The 12283-nt window shown below is 40.7% G+C and carries 10 protein-coding genes; 3 read left to right on the forward strand and 7 right to left on the reverse strand.

The genetic code is table 11. The annotated features are described in order from the left end of the window. Positions 1–4: 4 nt before the first annotated feature. The gene (locus tag IEX12_RS05410; protein ID WP_188724768.1) at positions 5–202 is read right to left on the reverse strand and encodes a hypothetical protein; all 198 of its coding nucleotides are present in this window, start codon (positions 200–202) and stop codon (positions 5–7) included. 14 nt (positions 203–216) lie between these two features. After that, complete coding sequence (locus IEX12_RS05415; RefSeq protein WP_188724769.1) at positions 217–1455, reverse strand: aminopeptidase; 1239 nt, start codon at positions 1453–1455, stop codon at positions 217–219. A gap of 391 nt (positions 1456–1846) precedes the next feature. On the opposite strand from IEX12_RS05415, the gene IEX12_RS05420 reads away from it, so the two are divergent. Continuing rightward, on the forward strand, positions 1847–2176 hold the full coding sequence (locus IEX12_RS05420; protein ID WP_088052085.1) for a winged helix-turn-helix transcriptional regulator: 330 nt from the start codon (positions 1847–1849) through the stop codon (positions 2174–2176). A gap of 246 nt (positions 2177–2422) precedes the next feature. Here IEX12_RS05420 and nhaC read toward each other — a convergent pair whose 3' ends face one another. The 5 genes from nhaC to IEX12_RS05445 all read right to left on the reverse strand — a co-directional run bounded on the left by nhaC (position 2423) and on the right by IEX12_RS05445 (position 7911). Continuing rightward, a complete protein-coding gene (gene nhaC / locus IEX12_RS05425; RefSeq protein WP_188724770.1) occupies positions 2423–3820 on the reverse strand; it encodes a Na+/H+ antiporter NhaC in 1398 nt (465 codons plus the stop codon). 403 nt (positions 3821–4223) lie between these two features. Beyond that, positions 4224–4865 carry a YcnI family copper-binding membrane protein gene (locus tag IEX12_RS05430; protein ID WP_155555410.1) on the reverse strand — a complete coding sequence of 214 codons (642 nt, stop codon included), beginning with the start codon at positions 4863–4865 and terminating at the stop codon, positions 4224–4226. Between the two features lie 30 nt (positions 4866–4895). Continuing rightward, entirely contained in the window at positions 4896–6389 is a 1494-nt protein-coding gene (locus IEX12_RS05435; protein ID WP_230856205.1) for a copper resistance protein CopC, read from the reverse strand. 319 nt (positions 6390–6708) lie between these two features. Continuing rightward, complete coding sequence (locus IEX12_RS05440; RefSeq protein ID WP_230856204.1) at positions 6709–7122, reverse strand: FixH family protein; 414 nt, start codon at positions 7120–7122, stop codon at positions 6709–6711. Positions 7123–7314: 192 nt separating this feature from the next. Further along, positions 7315–7911, reverse strand: coding sequence for a DeoR family transcriptional regulator (locus IEX12_RS05445; RefSeq protein WP_102414398.1), 597 nt, complete (start codon positions 7909–7911; stop codon positions 7315–7317). A 613-nt stretch (positions 7912–8524) separates the two neighbouring features. On the opposite strand from IEX12_RS05445, the gene IEX12_RS05450 reads away from it, so the two are divergent. Further along, positions 8525–9376: a cytochrome c oxidase assembly protein gene (locus IEX12_RS05450; RefSeq protein WP_102414397.1), complete on the forward strand. Its 852-nt coding sequence runs from the start codon at positions 8525–8527 to the stop codon at positions 9374–9376. 413 nt (positions 9377–9789) lie between these two features. Continuing rightward, on the forward strand, positions 9790–12009 hold the full coding sequence (locus IEX12_RS05455; protein ID WP_286170942.1) for a heavy metal translocating P-type ATPase: 2220 nt from the start codon (positions 9790–9792) through the stop codon (positions 12007–12009). The last annotated feature ends 274 nt before the right edge of the window (positions 12010–12283 follow it).

The following is a 12283-nucleotide window of genomic DNA, read 5'->3' on the forward strand; positions in this document are numbered from 1 at the left end:
TAGATTAGTGATCCCGGCCGATGTTACCGCCATTTTGGTCGATGTTTTGCGATTCCGGCTGATATTCAGACGGTTCCGGGCGATACTTCCAGAGTTCCGGTTGATATTCCGCTATTCTGGCTGATACTTCCGTGATTCCGGACGATGTGATCCTGCCGACATTGCACATTAACAAACGCCATGCACCCAATCTGGACTGCATGGCGTTCTCACATTTTATTTAATATCAAACGCCCACGTACCATTACGAAATACCGCTTCTGAAGTCCCATCTTCCTTGACTCCATCAATGTCAAGCTGCTCCGACCCAATCATAAAATCGACATGGTTCAAGCTGTCATTAACACCATGCTTATCAAGGTCATCCTCGCTCATTTCCGCACCGCCTGCCAAATTAGTCGGATATGCTTTTCCGAGTGCGATGTGGCATGAAGCATTTTCATCAAATAGCGTATTGTAAAAAATCAGTCCGGACTGGGAAACCGGTGACTCATGTGGTACGAGTGCGACTTCGCCAAGCCTCCGTGCGCCCTCATCCGTATCCAGTAAATGTTTTAACGTATCTTCCCCTTGTTCTGCTTTAAAATCAACAACTTTTCCATCTTTAAATGTCAACGTAAAATTGTCGATCAAGCTTCCACCATAATTTAATGGCTTTGTACTGGAAACTGTACCATTCACACCGTATTTATGTGGCATAGAAAAAACCTCTTCCGTCGGCATATTGGGATTAAAGGTAATTCCTTTCTCTGATACTGCCGAACCCCCTTTCCAAATGTGACCTTCAGGCAGTTCCATTTCCAGATTTGTTCCCGGTGCTTTAAAGATTAGTTTTTTGTAATTTTTCTTATTCAGCAGTTCACGAGCCGTTTTTAATGTTGCATTATGTTCTTTCCAGGCAGCAATTGGATCATCCTTGTCAACCCGGACAATTTTTACAATGGCATCCCACAGGCTTTCTATCGCCTCTTCTTTTGATTTATCCGGGAAAATTTTTTGGGCCCAATCACCAGTTGGAATCGAGATGATTGACCATGTTATACGATCGTTCATCGTGTATTGCCGGAAATTCTTCATCTTCTGTGCGCGCGCCTTGCTAGCTTTAGCAACACGTGACGGATCAATATCTTTTAACAAATCGGGGTTCGTCGAACGTATGGACAAAACAGCTGCACCATCTTCGGCATATGTATCATGCAGCCTTACTTTCCAATCGGGGAAGTCATTGATAACTTCGTCTGGTGCATTTTCATAAAATAGCTTTGTTAATTCGTCATCACCCCAATTAATGTGTACATCTTTAGCTCCCAATTCGTATGCTTTTCGAACGACAATTCTGGTAAAATCTGCACCTTCAATTGGCGCATTAATCATGAGTGCCTGATTTTTTTGTAAGTTGACTCCCTTCTTTAATGCTAATTCAGCATATTTCTCCTGTGTTTGTTTACTTACCATCGTTTCTACCTCCCAAAAATTTCGTTTAATACGTGTTCTTAAGTTGTCAAATTAACAGGTCACCAAGATCGCCAAATCATTAGCCAACGTCGACCTGGCACGTTCTTTGTGCCCGCATTTCTTTGTTCTGATTACAACTTTTTGAACATCCCCTACGACTATTATTTCATAAAAATAAAAGGATTACCAAATAATTTTTTAATTGTGCGATTTATTTTTGCGACTTTTCGGATCATCATGTATTTATTTACGGAAAGCCTTTCATATGTTATGATCATATTAGGTTACTTTTCGTAATTACTTATGTCATAGCTCTCATTAAAGCCATTGCTGGGTTATGATATAATAATGTCAAGATAAAACTAATTATACCATAGTGAAGGTGATCTTCATGGAAGAATTATGTCCACGTTTTGAAAAGGCAATGCAGCTTATGAGTAAACGATGGGTCGGGCTTATTTTGTTCGAACTGTTAAAAGGTACCAAACGTTTTTCAGAAATGGAAACAGACTTGCCAATCAGCGGAAGATTGCTCTCTGACAGGTTAAAAATGCTAGAAAAAGAAGGAATTGTTGAGCGAAATATATACTCGGAATTCCCGGTTCGAATCGAATATTCATTATCGGAAAAGGGAAAAGCATTAGAACCAGTCATCAAAGAAATTCAGGAATGGGCGGAAGACTGGATTACGATGGAAGAAATTAAGGAGCAAAACGGTTAAGTTGCAGCAGGCTGTTGATGAGACAGCCTGCTTTTTTATAAAGGAAAAGCACACTGCCCTGTTCCGCGAGGTATGTGCTTTAGTGTGGTTTGGCGTAGTTGCAAGGAGCAACACGAACATTCTTTTACAGGAGATTCGCTCCTGCGTATATGATTCAATTGGAGTTTCATCGTTATGGGCTACTTAATATAGAAACACCTTAAGAATTGGCATCACCGCTTTCTTCTGGAGATGCAAGCCAACCTATTAATCGGTTGCTTCCTTTTTATTTGTATAAACAACCGAATACCCGATCAAGGAAAAAATAATCGATATAATTGGCACACAATAATTTAACACGGCATAAGGTGCATAGGCCCATGCACTGACACCTAACGTACTCAATACGAAAACAGCATCTGTACTCCAAGGCACTAATGCCGAGGTAATGGTTCCACCGTCTTCTAGGGCACGGGAAAGATTTTTCGGGTGCAGTTCTTTATCCTTAAAGCTTTTTGCATACATTCTACCTGGAATAATAATCGATATATACTGTTCTGCCGTTATCACGTTTGTGAAAAAGGATGAAACGACAGTGGTTGCACACAGGCTTTTACCTGTACGCGCCAGTTTTAAAATTTGTTCGACGATGGCATTTAACATTCCGGTACTCTCCATCAGGCCGCCGAATATCATGGCTACCATGGCTAACGATATGGTATACATCATGGAATCCAATCCGCCCTGTTTCAATAAATGATCAACCGTTTCATTTCCTGTCTTAATGGAATATCCGCCTTGCAGAGCATTAACTGCTTCCCCGATACTCCCTCCTTGAATCAAGATATCTGCCAGAAATCCTAAAATAATTCCCACAGTCAGTGCTGGCAGGGCTGGAACTTTCTTAACTACCAGAAGAATGACAACAAGCGGGATCAGTAACAGCCATGGCGAAATGACAAAATTAGCCTGCAAATTATTCATTACAGCATCAATATTTTCCGTATTGACTGTATTACCAGCAAACTTCAACCCCATAAAAAAATACACAATAAAAGCAATAATAAAAGCAGGTACCGTTGTATAAAGCATGTGTTTAATGTGTTCAGACAATTTCGATCCAGCAATTCCGGATGCAAGAACGGTTGTATCAGAAAGGGGAGACATTTTATCACCAAAAAAGGCACCAGAAACAATTGCACCGACAATCATAGCAGGCGGGATCCCCATACTGATTCCAATCCCCATTCCAGCAACACCGATCGTTCCAATTGTCGACCATGAGCTGCCAATCATCACGGTAACGATAGCACAAATAATGAGCATGGCAGCAAGGAAAAATGATGGTGAAATAATTTCCAGTCCATAATAGATCATAGTCGTAACAATTCCCCCACCAATCCAGGCACTGATAATCAGGCCAACCAATATCAAAATAATCACCGCAGGCAGCACTTTCGTAATTCCTTGGTAAATAAATTTCTCCAAATCACTCCACGAATAACCACACATCCATGCGATAAAAGCAGCCACAACCGCCCCAAGAAGAATAGGAATATGCGGCGACCCTTCAAACACAATAATGACAAATGTCATGGCCACAATCATGACCAAAAACGGGATCAACGCTAAACCTAATGAGATCTTTTTTTTGGGCTTTTCCATTTTCATAGCCTCCAATTTGGTAATTTTCTTTATCTATTTCTACAAATCTATGAATTTATAACCTCAAAAATACAAGAAACAGTATATTTGGATTATCAACGGCTAATTTAACCCGTTTATTATTCTGGTTGAGCTTATTTTAAAAAATATTACTTTATTATGGTAAAGCAATAAAGTAACAAAGTCAACCCGTTTTTTAAAGCATAAAAGGCTACTTTTAATGCCCTTTCTGACCTTCTATATGAAGATGGGATTACCTATTGAATTTGGCCTATGAATGTTAAAAACCGATTATGCATCACTATTGTGAGATAATCGGTTTTTTAATAAGTCTGTGTTTAAAAGTCTCATTGTATCGTTTGGTAACGCTTCGAACCATAACTTTCCAATTTGTTTATATATGTCAGGCACGTTTACGGAATAAGCTGATAATCGCTAACAGGATTGCAATTGTTGCGAGTGAAATCGGTAACAAGTTGTTAGTAGTGCCTGAGGTGGTATTATCTTCATCGGCTTTTTCCTCTGTTGTATTACCCGAATCAGCTATTTGGTTATCCCCGTGAGGTGCAGCACCATCCCCCTCGACAACCTTTGTCACAGAAGCTGGCTCATCTGCATCAGCAGGACCAACCCAATCGACAACTGATCCATCGTCATATGTCTGGTGAGCCTTCCAGCTGAATTCTCCAGGCTCACCAGGATTTGCCCCGATAAAAGAAAACTCGATAAATTCATTCGGTCCAATGCCTTTATCCTTTGCAAGCCATGTTACTGAGGTAATCACATCATTGTCGTCCTTCTTCAATTTATAATCCCAATCTAGCATCGGTAAAACAGAAACAAGATTTATACCTTCCGGGACTTCCAATTTTACTTCGGTTGTATTCGTATCCTTCTCTACAGGGACACGCACTGTGTATTTTTCGTAGGCATTTGTTGAACTTTCACTCGGATGTACCGTCACATGTGCCTCAGCAATAGGCACCATTACGAACAGGAAGAGCACTGCGAATAATGGTATGAACCATTTTGTTCTTTTTATCATTTAACTGAACCTCCTATTTATAATTTATCATCAATGATTTCCGTCTCCGGTAACAAATATATCACCATCTGTCCATTCTTTCTGGTCACCCCCCGGATATTTCGCTATAATATCGAGACGCCAGGTTCCAGACATGGAAAATGGTAATACTACTCCATAATCACCGGATTCCGCTTTTTCTGCAGTAAATGGGCCATCTTTCATTCCATGGTCGGGCATGGAAATAGCAACGGTCACTTCTTCCGGTTGTTCACCATTCACTTCAGGAATTTCGATGGTCATTTTCTGGTCGCCTGTTTTTAGCTTATCGATGTAGACGGCTGCTTTGGCCTGACCATCTGCCAATGTATCTTCATATGACTTAACAGCAGTTGGGTAAGCTGTTTGACTCATCCATACACCTATTACAATGACAACCAAACCGACAATCCATTCCACCCGGATAACACGAGATGTAGTAAACTTCTCACGTTTTCTCCATCTTAACGTTTGGAATAGCGCCAAACATAGCATAAGGATCGTCAAGATGATTTTAATAAGCAACAAGGTACTCCATCCCATCCAATCGGTTATCACCGCAGTCCAACCAGTCTGGAGAAAGACCATGATAAATCCGGAAACGATTACTAATCCCGAAGCAATCATCATCTTGGTTACAAAAAATGGCCTAAATTCCTTCCATAAAATATCTTTGTCCTGCTTTCGCTGCCAAATTACGAGTAAAATAACATACGCAAGCGCCCCAAGCCAAAAAGCAATTGACAGCTGGTGGATAATCCGCGGAATCAAAGCAAGCGTTGAGTTTTCCAATCCCCAAACATGGCCACCAAAGGCTGGAATGACAGCAAGTAACAACCACATAAACAAATACCAGCCACGCATCATTCCCGGAATGAGCAGCATAATCAGAACAAACAATTGCGCGAACAGCATAAGTATGAAAGGAAACTGAATTAATAAATCCCATCTTCCGTTGAATACCGTTTTCATCAACCCCGGTGGCAGGGCCGTACCATATGTTGCCAGTTCGACGATTGTTCCTAACAAAAGGGCCGCAGCACCAACTCGTCTACCTTTCTTAAATGTTGTATCAAGGCTTGGAAAATGACGTCTCTCAGCTAGCCAGCCAAACCAGAACAAACCTGCCCCCAAAAGTATTAATCCTTCCACAATCGTACGGGCGGCAATTAGAGGTCCTGCATTCTCCCCAGCGCCAGCGACCGACTTAGCCCCGCCCGCGGTTGGCTCACCTACAGCAAAAGCGTATGAACCACTAACGGGGTGACCGTCCAACGAGACCACATTCCATTGAACAGTATAAGTCCCTTGTATCAGCTCTGGCAGCGTAAACTCAAGGAGTGGAGACCGCTCTGGCCCGCCCGCATCGGGATTCCCTGTAAAGACCGGTTTTGCATTCCAATCGTAAATGGTAACCGTAGCAAGATCCTGCTCAATCGGCTCGTTAAAACGCAATTTTAAGGTCGGTGGCGATTCCTCTGCGACTACCTTTTCAGCTGGTGTCATCTCCAATAAAGTGGAATGCGCTTCAACATTTGAAGTATAAAGGAATGTGAGCCAAAACCCGATGAGTAAGGCAATAAACTTAGCACAACGGGTAAACCCTTTGCTATGTAAACTGCCTGCTGTTTTATTTATTGTAATCCCCTCCTCTCACAGATTATTTCTCTCTTTCCTGTTGAAGCGAAAGCAAGCATTCCCGTCACCCTTCCTAAAACAGGCTATAGTGGGGGACAGCTCAGCTAATTTCCTAACTCACATTCTTAACAAAAATCATTTATCTATTGAAAGAAATGAAGAACCCGCGGCCCATTTCGTTCCCTTCCTAATTCTTCGTATCTGAACCTTTTTCAACCGTAATTGACTTTTTCGGCATCTTGTGCAGACCCTCAGCTGTCGTATGTGCATACATTTCAAAAATGCCCTCATGGTCAAAAGCTACTTCTGCCGTGTATGTTCCATCGCCATTATTTTTCGCATCGACCTTTGTACTGTTGTCTTCATCTCCCTTTTCCCAATATTCAAAAACGACTTCTTCCGCTTCTTTCACTTTTTCATCACCGTATGTAACATTCGCTTTTAGTTCGACAGTTTCATCTACTTTAGCAGTCTTCGGAACGTTAAAAACAACATCCAGCATTTTGATTTCATCACCACCACTTGCATTATCATCATTACCACAAGCAGCGAGTACAGCTAATGAAATGAACAAAACCAACATTACTAACTTCTTCATCATGATAATCCCTCCATCATTTTCCAACTCAAGTAACTTTGTTTACATCAGAAGATAGGCAAGTTGGACCCCCACCATTCCGAATTGGCTAGGCTGCCTTCTGCGTCCGATTGGCAGCTTTCCTAGCTTGGATTGGTAATTTTTTTCACGTCGATCGGCGGTTTTCGCTTCCGACTAGCAGCTTTATTAGGTTTCCTATTCTTGGTGGTGTTTACCGCAACACGAATGCCCACCGTTCATTTTCTGGAAAATAACCTCGATTACTTCACTGAATGTATTCACCTGGCCACCAAACCCTTTGACAAAATTATCCGCAGGTTCTTTCTGCTCAAATGTTAGAACCTGTGGTTTACAGCAGCCAATATCTACAGATGCGTCCACTACATACCAGGCTAACGGGGCACTAATGGTCGTTTGTTTAAAAAAATCAGGACAAATTGCTTGAACAACCTTTTTACCTAGTTGACGATGGCGGAGCAGTCCACAATGTGCACAACACGCCATTTCCGTTTCATTGTTTGATAGAATAAGCCGGTACGCTAATCTGTCTTGAATTTTTCGGCTGCAAAAGACACAAACTTCGACGTTAGAATGATTACCGGGTTGTTGTTCCCGAACTAACGAAATGCCTCCAAAGGTTTTCATAACAACCCCTTCATTGATCAATGGTTTAATATCTCGGTGAATGGTCATTTCCGATACACCCAACAGCTCGCTTAAATCTGTAATTTTTATGTTTTGTTTATCTCGTACCAATTCTTTAATACGATTTTGGCGTTCTATTGGTAACATATTTTCTCCCCATTCACAATTTGATTATTTATAACTAAAAATAACAATTCCAAACAAAGTATAGCGATTACAGTTCGATTTATCAATGAAATTTATGTGAACGATCTGTGAATACTTGGTAAACTTTCCAACTATCAGCCCTTTTTAAGCTATTCAAAGATTTGTTATATTCTCACACAATACTGAGCGTTTTTAGTAATAACCCAAGCCTATCCAAACATATGGTAAAACGGTGACGAAATTTTTCCCCATCCATGAAAGACGGTACAAACCAAACTGTTTTAAATTCCCCTTAAAGAGGATGTTCAAAAAGTCCCAAATGATAAGTGGCGACTTTTTGAATACGCACATAAATTCTAAAAATCCCTCAGCAATAACCATGAATATCCTTATATTATTAAGTACTTCATGCAGTGGGGATTTCAATGCTGTTAATTTTATGGAATGTAAACCGTAGTCATCAAACTTGACGGGTTATAAGAGCGAGGTGTTCTTTTTTATTCCTTAATTGGACGCAAGCCCGAGTGCCCCGCTATTCCCAAATTCGATATTGACATAGTGTACTTCTGTTAATGTGGTATAATAGCTAATCAAAACAAGGAGGGGTTGGCTCATGTTTGATAAGATACTGCTATTAGGACCGATCACATGGCATATTCCTTTCTTGACTGGTCTTTTATGTATAGCCAGCTTATACGTATTCTTCGTTAAACGAGTTGCGAAGATCAACCTGACTCATCCGCAAGTCCTTCTCTTTTTGTTTGGCATCGGATTGTTATACGTGATAACTGGTAGTCCTTTAGCAAAATTTAGTCACCTCTCATCTAGTCTGCATATGACGCAGATGAGCATCCTTTATTTTATTGTCCCGCCTGTTATATTGTTGGGAATTCCAAAACACCTATTTGAATTTTTATGGAAAACCCCCTGGATGAAAAAAATATGCAAGTTATTGCTCCCGTCGATGATTGCCCTGATTACGTTTGCTATTCTATTCTTTATGTACCATTTGCCAATTGTCTTAACCGTTCTGACAAAAAGTAATTCTCTTCATAATGGATATTTAAGTTTTCTGTTTGTTTTATCCTTTGGTATGTGGTGGCCAATCGCAACCCCTGATCCAAAACAGCGCTTATCGAATAAACAGAAAAAACGGTATGCATTGCTGAGTGGGCTTATTTTAATGCCGGCCTGTGTTTTGTTCATCTTGAATGCACTATTTGATGGCACAAATAATCCATTACTTGCTCAAGCAACCTCCAATCTCTGTTTTCCATTACAGTCCGGTTCGGGTCCTGTCTCGTTACTTCCGCCACCGTTTAACACGAAGCTTGATCAATTGGCGGCAGGTGTCTTCATGATGGGATTGCACAAAATTGGTCTGATGATCACGGTTAAACTTGGCGGCAAAGAGGCAAATTCCCATTTTGCTGGAGCATACTTGCATAAACAAATAAGCCCATAAATGCTCCGTAAAAGTGAAAGACCTTCGTGCAGCCAAACATTCGGGTTCCGGAGAGAGTTTGGCTGTTATTTATGTGATATTTTGCTCGAACGACCCGACGTTTCTATTATTTCGATAATGTTTCTGCTTGCGTGTTAATGTTTTGTATTTTTCTGCCGATGTTTTCCACTTTGCTGTTGATCTCGTGCTCTTACTGTCAATGTTGCTCGGATCCCTCCTCACGTTGATATTTCGCTCATATGCGTTGATGTTCCAGTACTCCCGTTGGTGCTTTTCCCAGGTAAAGTCGATATTCCTATACTTGTATCAGTTTGCACACGCCATCGTGTCAATGTTCCCTCTTCTCTGTAACTATACGTTGTTCTAAACAAATGTTAGATCTAATAGAATATACTAAAATCAGGATAAAGCTGGTGAAGAAAGACATGGACGAGACAAACTATTTAGATGTCAGAGGAATGCATTGTGCTGCCTGTGCCGCAAGAATAGAGAAAACTGTCGCGAAAATCGATGGGGTAAGGGAGATTTCTGTTAACTTAGCGACGGAAAAAGGAAGGGTCACGTTTAATAAAAATCGAACAAGCATTGCTGAAATTACCCGAAGGATTAACAAAATCGGTTTTGAAGCAAAGAAAATCAACAAGTATAGTAATTCAACAAGTGAAAAAAGAAAAGATGTCAGTGTTCTGAAGTGGAAATTTATTCTTTCGGCTGTGCTCACATTTCCACTCGCATGGGCAATGTTAGCTCATTTCAAATGGGCTTCCTTTGTTTACGTTCCAGAACTATTTACCAACCCTTTTTTCCAATTTATAATTACAATACCTATTCAATTTATAATTGGGTTTGCGTTTTATGAGCGTGCATGGAAGGCACTAAAAAATGGCAGTGCAACCATGGACGTCCTCGTAGTGTTAAGTACATCAGCAGCCTTTTTCTACAGTCATTTTCTAACAATTGCTATGGTAAAAAATCCTGCGTCTGCAGATTCCATTGTGCTGTATTACGATACGAGTGCATTCATCATTACATTCATTTTATTGGGAAAGCTTTTGGAGGCAAAGACAAAGTTAAATACGACCGAAGCTATTAAAAAGTTATATCAATTACAGACAAAAACGGCCACACTTTATTTCGACAATAAAGAATTGAAATCACCTGTTGAACGCATCAAACCGGGAGACACCATTATTCTGAAGCCCGGGGAAAAAGTGCCGATTGATGGGCAAATTGTTGACGGTTTTACGACAATTGACGAGGCATTGTTAACCGGTGAGAGTATCCCCGTTGAAAAAACGGTTGGAAGTCACGTATATGCAGGAACTATCAATCAAAATGGGGTACTGAAAATCAACGTCACAAAAACAGAGTCGGAAACAACTTTATCGAAAATAATCCGCATTGTTGAGGAGACCCAAGCCTTTAAGGCACCCATTCAGCATATAGCGGATAAGATCACAGGTGTATTCGTACCAATTGTTGTACTGATCGCTTTCGCCACATTTACGGTATGGTATACAACTTTTCAACCAGGTGATTTTGGTGAAGCTTTAGATAAGGTTATTGCCGTACTCATTATCGCCTGTCCTTGCGCACTCGGGCTTGCAACGCCCACATCTATTATGGTCGGGAGTGGACGAGCCGCACAAATGGGAATTTTGTTTAAAGAAGGAAAATTTCTGGAGATCCTCGGAAAGTGCAAAATAGTTATCATGGATAAAACCGGGACACTAACAAATGGAAAACCTGAAGTAACGAATATTTACGTTAATCGTTTAAGCGAAAATGCATTTTTGGAGATCGTTGGCGCGGTGGAACAAACCTCAAATCACCCTATTGCTAAAGCGATTACCCAAAAAGCAAAATCGAAAGTCCATTTCCTGCCAAGGGTAAACAAAGCTGTTTCTATGCCGGGTTACGGTGTTAAAGCAATGGTGAACGGACAAAAGGTAATCATTGCAAATCCTGGATACTATAAAAAAAATAATATATTTATTCCTCCGCAAGCAGATAGTCTGGTTTATGATCTCACTGAAAAGGGACAAACAGTGATGATCGTCTTTATCGATTCACGCCTTGCCGGGATCATCGCTGTTGCAGACGAAATAAGAGCATCATCAATCGTTGCTGTTTCTCGCTTAAAACAAGCTGGATTGGGTATCATCATGCTGACAGGTGACAACCGAAATACCGGAATGACTGTTGCCAGAAAACTAGCTATTAAAAACTATCAAACTGAAGTAACACCACAGGATAAGGAACGCATCATCCAGCAGTTGAAGAATCAAGGTAATAAAGTAGTGATGGTCGGTGATGGGATAAATGACGCACCGGCATTGGCGTCTGCAGATGTAGGAATTGCGATAGGAACTGGTTCAGATATTGCAATCGAAACCGGAGATGTAACGATCATCAAAGGCGATTTAAAACGGTTGATCGATGCCATTACCATCAGCAAAAAAACAATGACAAATATTAAACAGAATTTCCTTTGGGCATTTTTATATAACATCATTATGATCCCATTCGCGATGCTTGGATTATTGGCCCCTTGGATAGCAGGAGCCGCAATGGCGTTTAGTTCGTTGTCGGTTGTACTGAATTCGTTACGATTAACACGAGTGGTGATTTAGTTTACAGTGAAAATTTAACCTGTAACCGTTAGATCCCAACTTCATACCTTTAAAATAATAATTTAACAAGTTACTTGATGTGGGTAAAATATGATAGGCTACTGGTGGTTAATAGGTGATATATTGAACATTATAGTAGTTAGATCTTCCCTGCCTCGTCTGCTCGAAATTTAAGCCCCCTCACATATTATGAGGGAGCTTATTTCCCGGGAAATATCGACAATAATTGACGTAATACTTCTCGCTTATTATCTCCTATACGTCGTTTTCTAAT

Origin of the sequence: Lentibacillus populi, from assembly GCA_014642895.1 — a bacterium.
GTDB classification, from domain to species: domain Bacteria; phylum Bacillota; class Bacilli; order Bacillales; family Amphibacillaceae; genus Lentibacillus_C; species Lentibacillus_C populi.

Coding starts and splice junctions, on each gene's coding strand:
- IEX12_RS05415 (WP_188724769.1), bottom strand. CDS start 1,455: ATGGTAAGTAAACAAACACAGGAGAAATATGCTGAATTAGCATTAAAG.
- IEX12_RS05440 (WP_230856204.1), bottom strand. CDS start 7,122: ATGATGAAGAAGTTAGTAATGTTGGTTTTGTTCATTTCATTAGCTGTA.
- IEX12_RS05430 (WP_155555410.1), bottom strand. CDS start 4,865: ATGATAAAAAGAACAAAATGGTTCATACCATTATTCGCAGTGCTCTTC.
- IEX12_RS05435 (WP_230856205.1), bottom strand. CDS start 6,389: ATGACACCAGCTGAAAAGGTAGTCGCAGAGGAATCGCCACCGACCTTA.
- IEX12_RS05445 (WP_102414398.1), bottom strand. CDS start 7,911: ATGTTACCAATAGAACGCCAAAATCGTATTAAAGAATTGGTACGAGAT.
- IEX12_RS05410 (WP_188724768.1), bottom strand. CDS start 202: ATGCAGTCCAGATTGGGTGCATGGCGTTTGTTAATGTGCAATGTCGGC.
- IEX12_RS05420 (WP_088052085.1), top strand. CDS start 1,847: ATGGAAGAATTATGTCCACGTTTTGAAAAGGCAATGCAGCTTATGAGT.
- IEX12_RS05450 (WP_102414397.1), top strand. CDS start 8,525: ATGTTTGATAAGATACTGCTATTAGGACCGATCACATGGCATATTCCT.
- nhaC (WP_188724770.1), bottom strand. CDS start 3,820: ATGGAAAAGCCCAAAAAAAAGATCTCATTAGGTTTAGCGTTGATCCCG.